Annotated in this window: 11 protein-coding genes, 1 tRNA gene and 1 pseudogene; 6 read left to right on the top strand and 7 right to left on the bottom strand. The window is 57.5% G+C overall.

Annotation, left to right across the window (positions count from 1 at the left end):
- Nucleotides 1-23 precede the first annotated feature (23 nt).
- The 3 genes from FVE67_RS07380 to FVE67_RS07370 are packed head-to-tail and all read left to right on the top strand — an operon-like array spanning nucleotide 24 to nucleotide 5,287.
- Entirely contained in the window at nucleotides 24-818 is a 795-nt protein-coding gene (locus tag FVE67_RS07380) for a DUF3786 domain-containing protein (protein ID WP_168719972.1), read from the top strand.
- On the top strand, nucleotides 808-4,230 hold the full coding sequence (rgy, locus tag FVE67_RS07375) for a reverse gyrase (RefSeq protein WP_168719971.1): 3,423 nt from the start codon (nucleotides 808-810) through the stop codon (nucleotides 4,228-4,230). The genes FVE67_RS07380 and rgy overlap by 11 nt, the downstream gene beginning before the upstream one ends.
- On the top strand, nucleotides 4,175-5,287 hold the full coding sequence (locus tag FVE67_RS07370) for a hypothetical protein (RefSeq protein WP_168719970.1): 1,113 nt from the start codon (nucleotides 4,175-4,177) through the stop codon (nucleotides 5,285-5,287). Before rgy ends, FVE67_RS07370 begins: the two co-directional genes overlap by 56 nt.
- Here FVE67_RS07370 and FVE67_RS07365 read toward each other — a convergent pair.
- Genes FVE67_RS07365 through FVE67_RS07335 form a run of 7 tightly spaced genes read right to left on the bottom strand, consistent with a single transcriptional unit; the run spans nucleotide 5,265 to nucleotide 12,946 of the window.
- Nucleotides 5,265-6,785, bottom strand: coding sequence for a methylenetetrahydrofolate reductase C-terminal domain-containing protein (locus FVE67_RS07365; protein WP_168719969.1), 1,521 nt, complete (start codon nucleotides 6,783-6,785; stop codon nucleotides 5,265-5,267). The genes FVE67_RS07370 and FVE67_RS07365 overlap by 23 nt on opposite strands.
- A 1-nt stretch (nucleotide 6,786) precedes the next feature.
- Nucleotides 6,787-8,148, bottom strand: coding sequence for a sigma-54-dependent transcriptional regulator (locus FVE67_RS07360; RefSeq protein WP_168719968.1), 1,362 nt, complete (start codon nucleotides 8,146-8,148; stop codon nucleotides 6,787-6,789).
- Complete coding sequence (locus tag FVE67_RS07355; RefSeq protein WP_168719967.1) at nucleotides 8,141-10,309, bottom strand: sensor histidine kinase; 2,169 nt, start codon at nucleotides 10,307-10,309, stop codon at nucleotides 8,141-8,143. Before FVE67_RS07355 ends, FVE67_RS07360 begins: the two co-directional genes overlap by 8 nt.
- A complete protein-coding gene (locus FVE67_RS07350; RefSeq protein ID WP_168719966.1) occupies nucleotides 10,306-10,854 on the bottom strand; it encodes a DUF4390 domain-containing protein in 549 nt (182 codons plus the stop codon). Before FVE67_RS07350 ends, FVE67_RS07355 begins: the two co-directional genes overlap by 4 nt.
- A complete protein-coding gene (locus FVE67_RS07345) occupies nucleotides 10,851-11,381 on the bottom strand; it encodes a nitroreductase family protein (protein WP_168719965.1) in 531 nt (176 codons plus the stop codon). Before FVE67_RS07345 ends, FVE67_RS07350 begins: the two co-directional genes overlap by 4 nt.
- The gene (locus FVE67_RS07340; RefSeq protein WP_168719964.1) at nucleotides 11,344-12,054 is read right to left on the bottom strand and encodes a flavodoxin family protein; all 711 of its coding nucleotides are present in this window, start codon (nucleotides 12,052-12,054) and stop codon (nucleotides 11,344-11,346) included. The genes FVE67_RS07345 and FVE67_RS07340 overlap by 38 nt, the downstream gene beginning before the upstream one ends.
- On the bottom strand, nucleotides 12,047-12,946 hold the full coding sequence (locus tag FVE67_RS07335) for a spermine/spermidine synthase domain-containing protein (RefSeq protein WP_168719963.1): 900 nt from the start codon (nucleotides 12,944-12,946) through the stop codon (nucleotides 12,047-12,049). The genes FVE67_RS07340 and FVE67_RS07335 overlap by 8 nt, the downstream gene beginning before the upstream one ends.
- A gap of 91 nt (nucleotides 12,947-13,037) precedes the next feature.
- On the opposite strand from FVE67_RS07335, the gene FVE67_RS07330 reads away from it, so the two are divergent.
- The 3 genes and pseudogenes from FVE67_RS07330 to FVE67_RS07320 all read left to right on the top strand — a co-directional run bounded on the left by FVE67_RS07330 (nucleotide 13,038) and on the right by FVE67_RS07320 (nucleotide 15,691).
- Nucleotides 13,038-13,114 (top strand) — tRNA-Arg (locus FVE67_RS07330).
- 304 nt (nucleotides 13,115-13,418) lie between these two features.
- Nucleotides 13,419-14,445, top strand: a pseudogene (locus FVE67_RS07325) (IS630 family transposase).
- A gap of 211 nt (nucleotides 14,446-14,656) precedes the next feature.
- On the top strand, nucleotides 14,657-15,691 hold the full coding sequence (locus FVE67_RS07320; RefSeq protein WP_168719962.1) for a type I restriction enzyme HsdR N-terminal domain-containing protein: 1,035 nt from the start codon (nucleotides 14,657-14,659) through the stop codon (nucleotides 15,689-15,691).
- Nucleotides 15,692-15,764 lie beyond the last annotated feature (73 nt).

The following is a 15,764-nucleotide window of genomic DNA, read 5'->3' as shown; positions in this document are numbered from 1 at the left end:
TTCCCGGTGCTAGGATAAGAGGCATGCCCGGACCGCTAGAGATCGTAAAGCATCTTCCGCGCACCAATTGCGGGGAATGCGGACAGCCCTCCTGCCTGGCCTTTGCTGTGGCCCTTTCCGCCGGAAAGGTGCGCCCGGAGGCCTGTCCTTATTTTCCCGGGGATTTGGCCCGGGGTCTTTCCGGAAAGGTCCGGCCAGAGGTGGCGGATCAGACCCTGGCCATCCTGCGCGAGGTAAAGGCCGCCGTGCAGAAGATAGATCTTAAGGCCCGGGCCGAGGCCTTTGGAGGGCGCTTTGAGGGAGGACGCCTCCTTTTGGCCTACCTCGACGGAGAGGTAGCCCTGGACGCCGAGAAGGCCGAGCGCCTGGACGGCGAGTCCCTCGATCCCCGGGATCAAATCCTCCTCTACAATTACGTACGCTTTGGGCGGGGCACTCCCCTTTCCGGGAAATTCGTGGGCCTGGAGGCCTTTCCTCATTCGGTCTCCAAGGTGGCCACCCTGCGCCGCTATGCCGAAGAACCCCTGGCCCGGGCCCTGGAAACGCAGGAAGAAAGACTGCGCGAGGCCCTTTCCCGCTTCCGGATCCGGAAACTTGAAGAAAGGGCGGATCTGGCCGTAGAGGTGTGGGTGCTTCCCCGGGTGCCCCTGCGGATCCATTTCTGGCGCGGAGAGGCCGAAGAGGGCCTTCCCGGGGAGGTCAAAATCCTTTACGATCAGCAGGCCCCGGAATACCTGGACCTGGAATCCCTGGTCTTCTGTGCCGAAAGGCTTGTAGAACGCTGGCTGGAGATGGCGGGGCTTTCGGATGCTTTTTAAGCTGGCCCACGGATGCCCTAATTGCGGAGGAGAGATCGCGGACCAGAGGCTCCTTTCCGGCCTTCCCTGCGAGGTCTGCCTTCCAGAGGGCCAAGATCCCTGCCGCCTCGAAGGAGAAAAACTCCGGGGACTTGCGCCTTACTGTCGGGCCCTGGAGGAAAGCGCCCGTTTCCGGAAACTCTTTGAGAGGGCTGTAGGGCATCCCCCCTCGGGACTGCAGGAGACCTGGGCCAAGCGTCTTTTCCTGGGAGAATCTTTTGCCATCGTGGCCCCTACGGGTTCAGGGAAGACCACCTTCGGCTTACTTGCGGCCCTTTTGGCCCCGGGCCGGGCCCTGGTCCTGGTCCCCACCCGGCTCCTTTGCGAACAATTGGGGGAAAGGCTGGCCACCTTTGCCGAGGGCCTGGGCCTTTCCCGGAGGATCCTGACCTGGCGCGGCCGCAAAAAGGACCGAGAGGATTTTTCCTCTGGCCAGTTCGACCTCCTGGTGGCCACCGCGGCTTTCATGTACCAACACCTGGAAGAGTTGATCCCCCTTGCCTTCCGCCTGGTCTTCGTAGATGATGTAGACGCCTTCCTTAAGCGCTCCCGCCAGGTGGAAGGGCTTTTCCGTCTCCTCGGATTTTCGGAAAAAGAGATTGCTCTGGCCCTGAAAAGCCGCAAGACTGAGGAAGATTACGAAAGACTGCGGAAGATCCGGGAGAAGTCGGGGCGGGGACAGCTTCTTATTTCTTCGGCCACCCTTAAGCCCCGCACCAGCCGGGTGCTCCTTTTTCAACATCTCCTGGGCTTTGAGATCCAGCGGGCAGTCTCTACCCTTAGAAATATCTATGATCTTTACGAGAGTGTTCCCCAAGAGGCCCTTCTCGAAAGGCTTCTTGAGATCCTCCCCCGGCTAGGCCCCGGAGGGCTGGTCTTTCTTTCCGAAGAGTTTGGAAGGGATCGGGTGGAGGAGGTGACCGAATGCTTACGGAAGCGGGGCCTCACGGCCGTATCCTACCTTGAGACTAGCCCCCAGGAACTCATGGAGGGGTTGAGGGAAGGACGCTACGAGGTGGCCGTGGGCCTGGCCCACCTGGCTAACCCCCTGGTCCGGGGGCTCGATCTTCCGGAGGTCCTACGCTACGCCGTCTTTGTAGGGGTCCCCCGGCACCTCTTTCCCCTGAAACTGGAGGCCTCTCCCTCTAGGCTCCACAGCCTCCTTGCGGCCCTTCTGCCTCTCTTTGAAGGGGAAGAAGAACTCCGGGCCTTGGCCCATCTGCGCTGGCTGCGGCGCTATCTCTCCTTGCGTCCGGAGGATCTTTCCCGCTATCCCCGGGTAGCCGCGCGCCTGGAAGAGATACGGGCCTTTTTGGAGGCCAAACTCTCCGAGTCCTCCTTTCGGCAAAAACTGGCCACCTCGGAGGAGGTCTTCCTAGAGGAGCGGGAGGGGGAGCTTTTCGTAGTGGTGGGAGATGCCGCAACCTATCTTCAGGCCTCCGGGAGGGTCTCGCGCCTTTCGGTACGAGGGGTCCTTCCGGGTCTTTCCCTGGTCCTGGTGGATCATCCCCGGGCCTTCGCCAGCCTTCGGAGACGGCTGGCCTTCTATTTGGGAGAGAGCCCTCCCTTCCGGGAAGTCTCAGAGGTGGACCTGGAAGGGATCCTCCGGGAGATTACCGAGACCCGTCGGGGGCTTTCCCAAGGCAAACTCCCCCGCTACCGCACCACGCTTCTGGTGGTGGAAAGTCCGCACAAGGCCCGCACCATCGCCTCTTTCTGGGGGCGGCCCAGTCAGCGCCGTTTGGGCCGGGTGACCGTCTATGAGATCCCGGCCGAAGATCGCCTTCTTATGGTCACCGCCTCTCTGGGACACGTCTTCAACCTCTCGCGTCGTCGGGGAATCTTTGGGGTCCTCCCCCTCAACGACCACTACGTGCCCCTTTTTGACACCATCAAGCGCTGTGAGACCACCGGAGAAGAATTGGTGGACCCGGAAGAGGTCCAAGAGCGCTGCCCCGAAGGGCGAGTCTATGACAAGGGGGAGATCCTGGCGGCCCTGGCCCGTCTGGCCTTTACCGCGGACGAGGTCCTGGTGGGCTCGGACCCGGACGCCGAGGGGGAAAAGATCGCCTACGATCTCCTCCTGAGTCTGCGCCCCTTTCAGAAAAGAATCCAGCGCCTAGAATTTCACGAGGTCACCTTCCGGGCCCTTCGGGAGGCCTTAGCCCAACCCCGGGATTTTGATCTGGCGCGGGTGCGGGCCCAGCTGGCCCGAAGAGTGGCGGACCGCTGGGTGGGCTTTGCCCTCTCCCGCTTTCTCTGGTCGGTCTTTAATCGCCGGGGGCTTTCCGCGGGGCGGGTGCAGACCCCGGTGCTGGGCTGGGTTATCGAAAGGGCCCGGGAGGCGGCCCGCAAGCGCTACCGCTTAAGTTTCCGCCTCGGGGGAAGAACCTTCGGGGTGGAAGTGGAAAATCGACGCCGAGCCAAAAATCTTCTTAAGGCCCTAGAGGAAGGGCGCCTTTCTTTCCAGATCGTCCGTGAAGAGGAGGAAGAATGGCCGGCTCCGCCCCCCTTCACCACCGATGCCGTGCTGGAGGAGGCCCATCATCGCCTGGGGCTTTCCAGTCGGCACACCATGCAACTCCTCCAGCAACTCTTTGAAAACGGGCTCATTACCTATCACCGCACGGATTCCACCCGGGTCTCGGAGGTAGGGCGCTTTCAGGTGGCCCGCCCTTATATCGAAGCCACCCTAGGGGAGGAATTCTTTCAACCCCGGGGCTGGGGTGAAGGCGGGGCCCACGAGGCCATAAGACCCACCCGCCCCTGGGACCTCCGGGAGGTCCGCTCCCGCCTGGCCCTGGGGCTCCTCCATCTCGAAGAAGAAAGGGAGATCTTGCGCCTTTACGATCTCATTTTTCGGCGTTTCATGGCCAGCCAGTGTCGCAATCCCCGCCTGAAAGTAGCGGTCCTCCGTTTCCGCCTCGAGGACCTGGAGTGGGAAGACCGGGCTCCGGTGGCCCTCCTGGTCTCCGGACACGAAAATTTCTGGGAAAGACCGGTGCTTTTTAGGCCTGAAGAGGCCCGGCCAGAAGCCCCGCGCCTTCTTTCCGTTCCGGAAAAACCTCTCTTTACCGAAGGCACCCTGATCCAGGAAATGAAACGCCGGGGTCTGGGAAGGCCCTCCACCTATGCCGAGATCGTCTCTACGCTCCTTTCCCGGGGCTACGTAAAGGCCGTGGCCGGAGGACGGCTCATCCCCACTCACCTGGGCCGAGAGGTCTATAGCGTGCTTTCCCAGAATTTTCCCCATTATGTCTCCGAGGAATTCACCCGGGAACTCGAGGCCCTCATGGATCGCATCGAGGAGGGACAGGATGACTGGGAAAGGGTCTGTCGGGAACTGGAAGACCTGGCCCGCCGGTTTGCCTAAGGGCCTTTTTCTCCTGGGCCTCCTTTTGCTCTGCGGCTGTGGGCTCAAGGCCCGAACCCTAAAGGAATCTTCCCTTTCCTTTAATCGAGCCCTTTCAGAGGCCCTCTCCGAACAGTTGCTCCTTAACCTGGTGCGCCTGCGCTATGGGGAACCTCCGGTCTTCCTTCAGGTAACCAGTATCTCCACCCAGTACGGCTTTTCTGGGGAGGCCTCTGTAGGTACGGATATTGAGGAGGCCTATCCCGACACTTACCATCTAGGGCTGGGTTTTTCTTACGCGCTACGGCCCACCTTCACCTTTGCCCCTCTCCAGGGCAAGGAATTCGCCCGGAGGCTCCTTTCACCCATTCCGGTAGAACACGTAGTCCTCCTCCTTAACTCCGGCTGGCGGGCCGATCGGGTGCTCCGGCTCTGCGTCCAGCGTTTGAACCACCTGGAAAATGCCCCCACCGCCTCCGGCCCTACTCCCACAGAGGCTCCCCGGTTTAGAAAGTTCTTGCAAGCGGTCTCCTTACTGGAAAAATTACGCGAAGCGGGAAAGATCCAGTTTTCTTTTGCGCAGGAAAAAGGCAGATTACTTCCGGTGTTGAAGGTGGCCCCTGAAGCCCGAAAACTTCCTACCCTTCAAACTGTTAGAAATCTCTTAGGCCTTCCACCTGCAGAGAGGTATTATCTCCTGGGACCGGGGACCGCCCTGGGATCTTCAGGAATACGGCTGGAGACCCGCTCCCTTATCGGGGTCCTTTTCTATCTCTCAAACGGGATAGAGGTTCCCGAAGAAGATCTTTCCTCGGGAAAACTACCCTTAACTCGTAATCCCGACGGCTCGCCCTTTTCCTGGGCGGAGGTCCTCGGTGATATCTTCCGGATAAAGACCTCGAGGTCCCTTCCTGAGGGGGCCCTTATTGCCGTACGTCATCGGGGATTCTGGTTCTATATCTCCGACCGCGACTTTTCTACCAAGAGCACCTTTATCCTTTTGGGACAGCTCTTCGCTCTGGAGGCCTCCCGAGAGGGCGGCCCGGCCCCGCTCCTTACTCTTCCGATAGGGAAATAGCCGAACGCCCTAGGTAGAAGTTGAGCCAGGAGGAAGTACGAAAGAGGCTCCAGTTGCGCGGAGGGAGTTCCTCTTCCAAGAAGACCTTACGGCGCTCTTCAGGAGAAAGCCTTTCATAGGCCCGTACATAGACACACCGCCGAAGACCGGGATAGACCTCGCACCAGCGGTCGCGGCTGCCCCCGCAGGGGCCGTTAAGGAGATATTTGGCACATTGGCTCTGAGGGCAGAGAAAGGCCAGACGGGGGAGGGTACAGTCGCCGCACTCCTGGCATTCGAAAAGGACCTTTTTGATCCAATACTCCAGACGGGTAAATAGGTGCTCCCCCCGACTTCCCGAGATCCGGTGGGCCAAGGCCCGGAGGGGACGAACCAGAGGCCCCTTGCGGGCAAAAAAGAGGCCGTGGGCGGCCCGGGAAAGGAGATAGACCGGAGAGCGCCTGCGGGCCGGCGAAAGGGGGCGTCTTTCCGGAAGGTTGAGACCGCTTTCGGGATCCCTTGGATAGAGAAAAAAGGCCTTCTCCGGGGCCCCGGCAAATTCTGAAAGAAACTCCCGCCATCGGGGACGGTATTCCTCGTAGAGGGAAAGGAGCCGGCGGGCGGCCTCCAGCTCGAGCGGGGCCCCACAGAGGTGGACCCCCCGGTAACCCAGGCCCCGACAGACGGCCATGAGCCGGGCCGCGCGCTCCAAGGCCTCGGCCCGGGCCTCTTCTTCGGAAAGCCCTTGAAGTCGGCGGTAAAGCCCCTCCGGAACGGTGATCCCGGGCACCGCCCCCCGATAGAGGATGCGGGCCAGCCGTCGGTCCATGACCAGGATTCCCGCAAGCACCGGAAAATCGGCCTGTCCCTCCTCCTTAAGAAAAAAGAGGAGTTCCTGGTATTTGCGGGCCGAAAAGCCCACCTGAGTGATGGCAAAGGCCGCCCCGGCCCGGATCTTTTTGAGGAGTTTCCAGTACTGAAGGAGGGTCTCGGCCTCGGTCCATTTAAAGGGATTGACCACACAGCCCGGAAAAAGGGGGACCGGCGGCAGGGTCACCCCTCCTCCGGGGACCTCAGGGGGTAGCCGATAACCCCTGCGCATCTCCGAAATCAGACGGAGAAGCTGCACGGAATCCAGATCGAAGACCGGCTTGGCCCGGCCCCGATACCCGTAGCGCGGGTAATCTCCGGTGATCACCAGGAGGGTCCGCAACCCCTCCCGGTCCAGGGCCAGGAGATCGCTTTCAATAACGTTGCGGTTTTTGTCCTTGCAGGAAAAGTGGATGATGGGCTCGTGCCCCAAGCGTTTGAGTTCCCGACCCAAGGCCTCCGGAGCCAGGGCCGGGTGTCCCCCGGCATTGTCCGTAATGGAAAGCGCGTCAAAGAGTCCCTCTCCCGCCACCTCCTCGGCAAACCGCATGATATCCCGAAAGTGCCGGGTGCGGGTGCTCCGGCCGGGCACCAGTTCAAAGGTGATCACAAAGTCTTTCTTTTGTAAGATCTCCGCAAATCGGCTCATTTTATCGGGCCAAGCCCAGATTCTTGAGCTTGCGGTGGAGATAACTCCGGCGAAGACCAATGGCCTCGGCCATCCGGGAGATATTACCTCCGAATTCCTCCAGTTTGCGCCGCAAGAATTCCCTTTCAAAACTCTCACGAGCCGCCTTAAAGTCCGAAAGCCGGAACCACTCCGGAATTTCCTGGGCAGGGGCCCCCTTTTCGGCATAATCCAGAAATTCCCGGGGAAGGTCATTGAGGGTAATCTCCTCCCCGGGGCAGATAATGACCAGACGTTCGATGAGATTGCGAAGCTCCCGGACATTTCCCGGCCAGGGATAGCGTTTGAGGGCCTCAAGTACCTCCGGGGAAACCGTCTTGCGCCCGAGGCCGCTGTGCCGGGAAAGCTCGTCCAGGAATTCTTCCACCAGGAGGGGGATATCCTCTGGACGCTCCCTCAGGGGAGGAATCACGATGGGGACCACGTTTAATCGAAAATAGAGATCCTCCCGGAAGCGGCCGGCCTCAATCTCCGCTCGCAGATCCTTGTTGGTGGCAGCAATGAGGCGCACGTCCACCTCTATGGGCCGGTCACCCCCCACTCGTTCAAATCTCCTCTCCTGGATGACCCGCAGGACCTTGGCCTGGGCCGAAAGACTCATGTCCCCCACTTCGTCCAGGAAGAGGGTCCCCCTGTGGGCCTGGTCAAATTTCCCGCGGCGGGCCTGCGTGGCCCCGGTAAAGGCCCCGCGCTCGTGACCGAAAAGTTCGCTCTCGATAAGGGTTTCTGGAATGGCGGCGCAATTTACCTCCACAAAGGGTCCGGAGGCCCGGGAGGAAAGGCGGTGGATCATGCGGGCAGCCACCTCCTTGCCTACCCCGGACTCCCCCTGAATAAGGACTGTGGCCTCGGTAGGAGCCACCCGGGCGATCAGGGCCCGCACCTCACGGATGGCCAAAGATTCTCCCGTAAGGCCCGGCTCCCGCAACCGGGCCCGAAGACGAAGATTTTCCTCCTCCAGGGCCCGCACCTTGAGGGCCTTTTCCACCGAGACCACCACCCGGTCGTAGGAAAGGGGCTTTTCCAGGAAGTCAAAGGCCCCGAGCTTTACCGCCTTGACCGCCATCTCAATATTCCCGTGGCCGGAGATCATGATCACCGGAAGGGTGGGTTGGGTTTCCCGCAGGCGGCGCAGGACCTCAAGGCCATCTATTCCGGGAAGCCAGACATCAAGGAGGACCAGATCCGGAGGGTTTTCCTGGGCCAGCCGCAGGGCCTCCTCCCCGCTTTCCACACAATGCACGCGATAGCCCTCATCCTCCAGGATATCCCGGAGGCTTTCCAGGATGCTCCTTTCGTCATCTACCACCAGGATTTCAGGCATGGCTCCGCCGATAGGGCAAGCGAATCACGAATCGGGCCCCTCGGGGCTTGCGGTCCTCGGCCCGGATCTCTCCTCCGTGCCCCTCCACAATGGAATTTACGATGGCCAGCCCCAGCCCCGTGCTCCCCTTTCCGGAGGCGTAGGGTTCAAAAAGTCGCTCCCGGATCTCCGGAGGGATCCCCGGGCCGTCATCTTCCACCACAATCTCTACCCAGTCCCCTTGGGCCTGGACCGAAACCGCAATCTCTCCCCGCCCCTTCATGGCCGCCAGGGCATTATCAAAAAGATTGAGAAAGATACGCTTTACCTGCTCGCGGTCAAAGAAGAAGGGTTCCAGGGCCCCGATCTCCGCCCGGAAACGGACCTCCCGATGGGCCTCATGATAGAGGTCCACCACTTCCTGGAGGACCTGGGAAAGATCGTGTCTTTCCAGTTTAAGTCCCGGAAGCCGCGCAAAGGCCGAAAACTCGTTTACCAGGTGCTTAAGTTCCTCCACCTGGGTCTCAATGGTACCGGTACACCGGGCCAGGATCTTCCGCTCCTCCGGAGGGAGCTTTTCTTCCAGGCGACGGCGCAGGCGCTGGGCCGACAGTTGGATGGGGGTGAGGGGATTCTTGACCTCGTGGGCGATGCGCCGGGCTACCTCGCGCCAGGCCGCCAGTCTCTCCATGCGTTCCTTCTCCGTGAGGTCTTCCAGGATGAAAAGATAGCCCGGGAAGGCCTCTTCCGGAAGGCGGCTGGCCGTAACCCCCAGGACCAGGGTCTTTTCTCCCCGAAAAAGGCGCAGGGGTTGACTTAAGGGCTCGCCTCGGGGGAGCCTCTCCCGTAGATCTTTTAGGGCCTGATAGATCTCCGGGGGCAGGACCTCCGAAAGAGGCCGCCCTACGGCTTGCGGAGGAAGCTCCAGGAGTTCGCAGGCCCGCTGGTTGGCCAGGGTGAGTCTTTCCTGTCTGTCCACGGCCAGCACCCCGGCGGTAATATGGGCCAGAATGGTCTCCAGATAGGCCGTACGCCGCTCTAGCTCCGCGTTGGCCTCGGAAAGGGCCCGGGCGCTTTCTTCAATCTTTTCCCGATAGGCCTTAAGTTCCTCGGCCATGCGCCGGAAGGCCCGCACCAGGACCCCTACCTCGTCCGGCGCCTCCTCGGGGAGATGGACCTCGAAGTCCCGGGCCGCCAGACGCTCCGCCGCCAGGGTCAACTCCTGAAGGGGCTCGGTGAGCCTGCGGGCAAAACGCATTCCGAACCAGACCCCCACGAAAATGGTAAGAAGGGTCACCAAAAGGAGAAGGAGCAAAAGGGAGGTCTTGAGCGGGGCCCGCAGGAATTTGAGTTGCTGATAAAGACCCACACCGGAGCTGATGTCCTTGAGGAGTTTTTCCAGGCCGGGATCCAAAAGGACCCCTCCGGCCAGGATCACCGGACGGCCCCCTCTGAGGCTGGCCGGGAGAAAGACCCGCAGAAGAACCGCCCCGCGGACCGCACTGGTCTCCGAGACCGGGGACTTTTCGGCCAGGAGTTGCTGGAGAAGGGAGGGGGGAATCCCCAGGATATTGGCCCGCACCTCACGGGAATAGGAGCGCCCGATGAGCCGGCCCTTAAGATCATAGACCTCCAAGGTGTCCAGCTCGAGACCTTTGCGGTGGGTTCGGAAGAATCTTCCCGAAAGCCGGGAGGTCTCGGCTAAGATCTCGGAAAACTTCTGGAGCTTAAGAAGGACCTCCCTTTCTCGATCCTGATAATAGGCCCGGGCCTCAAAGAGGGCCTTTTCCAGTTGTTGATCCAAATTGCTCCCGAACCAGTACTCCAGGCTGGTCTCAATAAAGCGGTGGGAGACGGTAAAAAGGACCAGGGCCGGGATAAAACTAAGGATAAGGAAGGAAAGAGTAAGTTTGAGGCGCAGACTTCGGGAAAGCCGCCCGGCCCGGGCCTCCAGCACGGTCTTAAGGAGGTTACGCAACATGAGATAGAGCACGAGGAGCAGTAAAATGAGATTGACCTGGATGAGGATGAAGATGAGGAGATTTTGTCCGGTAAAGGGCGGGGGGAAGAGCTGAAAGACCTGGAATTCCACCAGGACCAGCCCCAAAAAGAGGAGAAACCCCAAAAAGAGGAAAACTAACTCCCGTTTTCGACGCCGACGCTCCTCGGCCAGGGGATTCATGGGGTAAACACCAAAGATTGCCAGGGGGATTCCAGGGTCTCTCCCCTAAAAAGGAGGACCCGCAGGAGTCGTTGGGGGAAGCTTACGCGGGTGAACTTGCGAATGCGCACCCGGAGGCTCACCCGGTAGCGCCTTCCGGCCTCAAAACGGTTGAGGGGAAGAAGGGGTACCCCCTCGAGGGAAGAGGCTAGGGCCAAGGCCTGTCGAAAGGAAGGGGCCCGATAGGGGGCCGCAGAGGCCCCCACGGTATGCACGAAATAGAGGTTTTTAACCGGATCGTAATAGACCGTGCGTACAATCTCTTGCGCCAGGAGGGTTTCGTCCCGCAGAAAGCGCCGCAGGCGCTTGATCTCCACCTCATAGGTAAAGCTCAGCCCCAGACCGTGTCTCATGGCCTCTTTGAGATCGGCCTCCGGGAGATCCTCCACATAGGCGTAAAGGAGGAGGTAGTCCTGGTAAGGGGCCACGCTGAAGTCCCGGAGGCGAAGGGCTTCCGCGGGAGAGGCCATCAAGACCAAAAGTAGAAACAGGGCCAGAGGCCTCAAGGGATCTCCTTGAGGATGAAGGTTTCCAGAGGCTTACGCCCGGCCCGCTTGCGCCGGTCGTTAGGATAACCCAGGGCCACCACCGCCGCCAGTTCCAATCCCTCAGGAAGCCCCAAGACCTCCCGCACCCGGTCGGCATTCTTGAGGATCTCCCCCAGCCACACCCCACCTAATCCCAGGGCATGGGCCGCCAGCAACATGTTTTGCAGACAGGCCCCGGCAGACTGGTGATCCTTGATCTGGTGGTACATTACCGCCTGATCCAGAAAGACCGCAATGACCACCGGAGCCCGGCGAATGATCTCTCCGTAACGGGTAAGTTCGGCCAGTTTTTCCCGGACTTCGGCGTTCCAGACGATCACAAAACGCCAGGGCTGGTTGTTGAGTCCCGAGGGGGCCCAGATCCCGGCCCGCAGAACCTCAAGGATCAACTCCCGCGGCGGGACTTCTTGGGTGTATTCCCGCACACTTCTTCGGCTATAAATGGCCTCAAGAACGGGATGGGCGCGCCCTTTCTCCCCGCTCATTTTCCTCCTCCCAGGTCCTTTTTTCTCGCCAGACCCTTTCCCGGATACGCCGCAAAAGATTGCGGTCTTCTAGATAAGCCAGCGGTCCTTCCTCACCCCTTACCCGCAGGGCCAGACCGGCGGCCAGGCGCCCTACATTGATGGCGTCCATCACCGCCCGATCATCAAAGAGGGCCTCCTGGCCCCGATGGGAATAGGCGTGAGCCCAAGGAGGGACCATGGCCCCCATGGCGTTGAGCACCGTAAGAAGGTAGGCCCCGGCCAGGGTGGCCCCGGCATCCGCCCCCACGGTAATCACCCCCACAGACTTACCTTCCACATAGCTGGGCTCCCCGAAGGCCACCATGTTTTCCAGGGCGGTCATGCGATCGATGAGGATCTTGAGAGGCCCCGAAGGGGCATACCAGTAAACCGGGGTGGCAAAGATATAGACCTCGGCTTCCCGGAGTTGCTCGAGGATCTTGCGGCCCTCATCTTCGAAGATACAGGGATAGCGACAGGTGGGTTCTTCGTCCTGCACACACCCCGCACAGGGCTCGATCCTTTTTCCATAGACCTCCACCAGTTCCACCCGGCACCCCAGTTCCTCCGCGGCATAAAGGGCACACCGCAGAAGACTTCCTGAGCCCCCGAAAGGATGCGGAGAACCCAGGATCCCCAGGACCTTAATCATGCAGGACCTCCGTAAGCCAGAATCGCGGAAGCACAAAGGAGGCCGCCTGAAGTTCCGGAGTGTAGTAACGGGTCTCGGGAAGGCCCTTACGCCGACGCACGGTGGGATCCAGGGGGGAGCGCAGGACAAAGGCGTTGTCTCCCCCGAAGGAGGGAATATTGGCCCGGTAACAGTAGGTTTCCGGACCATAGACCTTTCGGAAGACCCGATAGGAAGACCCGAGGATATTCTTCATGGTGAAAGGGGTGGCGGCCTGCTGCACGATGAGTCCCTCCGGGGCCAGCCTCTTGAGGAGACTATGGAATTCTTCTCCGAAAAGGGAATGCGAGAGTTCCAGGGTATGTTCGGTGACCGAGACATCCGGATCGGTGGAATCAATAATGATCAGGTCAAAGGTTTCTCCTCTTTCCACCATCTCCTTTACCAGTTTAAAGGCATCTACGGTAAAGAGTTTGAGACGAGGATCCTCTGGATTTTCGGGAAGGAGCTGGGGAAAATAGCGGCGCACTACCTCCGGCACCCGGGGATCGATGTCCGCGATGATAACCTCTTCCACCTCCGGGTACTTAAGGACCTCCCGGGCCGCCCCGTAGTCTCCCCCTCCACAGATGAGAACCCGACGGAGGCGACCTTCGGGCAGAGCCTGAGCCGGAATGTGCACCAAGGCCTCGTGATAGATAAATTCATCCCGGGAGGTGAACTGCGCGGTTCCGTTAATGAAAAGGACCCGTCCCCAGAAGGGATTCTCAAAGACCATCAGGGCCTGCTCTCCGCCTTCCTCGTAGATGACAAAGCCTTCGTAAAGATAACTATAGCCTCTCTGGACCGGCTCCCCCAAAAGGATCTTCGGGCCCGGCCCCTCCGTGGGAAGGGTATCTTCCATGATGGACATCCGGGGGCCTCCTCCAGACGATCTTGCTTCATAATTACAGGAAAGTGTTTCCCTTGCCAAGGCAAAGGAGTGCGGTTAAAATTGGGATGGTGCGCCCGTAGCTCAATCGGATAGAGCATTGGACTACGAATCCAAAGGTTGGAGGTTCGAGTCCTCCCGGGCGCGCCAATTTTTCCGGCCTGCGGTGGGTTGCCTACCTGACCTTGTGTCTAGACATCGTCAAAATTTTGGTATACACAAACTTTGATACCTAATTTTCCAGGAATATCCGGTGAGATTAGCGGTTGTTTTAGGGACGCGGCCGGAAGGAATCAAGCTCGCTCCGGTTATCCGGGCCCTAAAAGAGATAGGCGAAGTTTGGGTCCTAGAGACCGGTCAGCACCCGATCTCTTGGCAGATGTCCTGAAATTCTTTGCTATTAAGAGGTGCAGAAAATGTATGACATGAAAGAATTTTTGTGGTAGTCTTCCCTATGAAAGACGCTCGCTATTTATCCCCAAAAGCTCAAGAAGCCATAAGACTTAGAGCCGTCCGAGCTGTCCTCAATGGCCAGTCTCAAACCCAGGTGGCTCAAACTTTTGGTGTGGCCAGAGGGACCATTTCAAGATGGCTCAAAATCTATCGGGAAAAAGGCGAAGAAGCCCCTTTTGGCCAAACCTCGCGGACGACCTAAGGGAGGAAAGCTTAAGGGTTGGCAGGCGGCGCTGATTTGCAATCTCATAAGGGACAGATGTCCAGACCAGATGAAGCTTCCCTTTGCTCTTTGGACTAGAGAGGCTGTGGGGCAGCTCATAGAGAGGAAGTTTGGGATCAAGCTATCGGTATGGACGGTAGGGCGGTATTTGAGGCGGTGGGGCTTTACGCCGCAGAAGCCTTTGAAGCGGGCCTATGAGCAGAATCCTAAGGAAGTAAAGGCGTGGCTTGAGGAGGAATATCCACGGATCAAGCAGAAGGCCCGAGAGGAAGGAGCGGAGATTTACTGGGGAGACGAGACAGGGATCAGGTCTGACCATCAGGCAGGAAGGAGTTGGGCCCCTAAGGGGGAAACACCGGTGGTGGAAGTAAGCGGCAAGCGATTTCAGTTCAACATGATATCGGCCATAAGCAACCGAGGGAAGATGAAATTCATGATTTTTGGGGAGCGGTTTAATGCGGAGATATTTATCGAATTTTTACGAAGACTCATAAGATCCAACGAAAAAAGAAAGATATTTCTGATAGTTGACAATCATAGGGTACATCATGCGAAGAAGGTGTCAAAGTGGGTGAGTAGACATAAAGAAGAGATAGAGATTTTCTTTTTACCGAAATACAGTCCGGAGCTGAATCCGGATGAATATCTGAATCAAGACGTGAAGACAAACGCAGTGGGAAGGAGGAGGTCCCGGACGAAAGAAGAATTGATGGGCAACGTGAGGAGCTATTTGATGAGCACGCAAAGGCAGCCAGAGATAGTGAAGAGTTACTTCCGTGCTCCGGCAGTCAGATATGCCATGTAATGTCACACATTAATTGCTCGGATTAATAATAGAGGGTGGAACATGAACGGGGTTCGGGACTCTCACAATCATTTAGATTGCTCGGTGCTTTCGCATTCGCCTAACAAGCAGGTATCTGGCTTCGCTATGCTCCGCCCAAATCCTGACTTAGGATGGACTTCGGATACCCGCCCGACGTTATCGGAGATCCCTAAAATAGGAGGTGAGAAAAATGCTTAAAGAAACATTAGAAACAGTTGTTGAGAGAGTGAAGAAATATCGCTCTTTTTATGAACAAAACGAAATGGCAGTTAGAGATCAAATAGTAAATCCCATATTAAGAGCTTTGGGGTGGAATCCTGAGAATCCTGAAGAAGTACAACCGAATATTTCCACCGAAGAAGGAGTCCCTGATTACTCTCTTATAAAGGACGGCAACAAAGTTCTATTCATTGAAGCAAAGAAATTATCGGTAGATATAGAACAAAAGGATGTTATTCGCCAGCTTGCAAAATATTGCTTTGGTGAAGGAATGAAATATGGAGTTCTAACTAATGGAGCTATTTGGATACTTTTCAGGGCTTTTCAAGAAGGAACTACAATGTCTGAGAGAATAGCTTGGAAAACGGATATTGAAAGTGATGAATTAACTGCAAGCATAAGAAAATTGGGCACAATTTCGAAAGATAATATTGATAATATCGAGAGACTCTTAAAGAAACTCCAAATATTGGATGAAATTTGGCAATCTTTAGTGGACGAACCAGAAGAAATTATCAAGGGGCTAATTCCTGTTTTTGAGAAATTAATTAAAGAAGGGTATCCTGACTATGAATTTGAGCCTATGGAAATTGAGGATTTTCTCAAAGAGAGGATTAAAGAATTGATTACTCCAACAGAAGAAGCAGGAGAATATGTTCCTTTACCAGAGCCACCCCCATGGGAAGGAGGGCGACCAAGAAAAATGAAGATAGGTAGCGATATTTTTGAGATTAGGAATTCTTACGAAATATTAACAAATACTGCAGAATGGCTTATACGGAAAGGAAAATTAAAAAGAAGCGATTGCCCAATACCAATTGGAAGAAAGCGCCATTTAATAAATACAGAACCTAAGCACAGGTATGGAGATAGTTTTAGAGCACCAAAACGATTATCCAACGGACTATATATCGAGGTACATTACAGCACTGCAGGTTGTATAAATAATGCTAGACGACTTCTTGAAAAATTTGGTTTCAAAGGTGATATGTTGGAGGTACATTGATGATATGCGGGACTTCCGATAACAGCGAACGTACGGCTACGCTTCGCCCAAATTCAGCCTTACGGCTGGACTT

The organism is Thermosulfurimonas marina (assembly GCF_012317585.1).
In the GTDB taxonomy this organism is placed as follows: domain Bacteria; phylum Desulfobacterota; class Thermodesulfobacteria; order Thermodesulfobacteriales; family Thermodesulfobacteriaceae; genus Thermosulfurimonas_A; species Thermosulfurimonas_A marina.
Note: the sequence above shows the minus strand (reverse complement) of the source record. Positions and strands in the feature narration are given on the sequence as shown.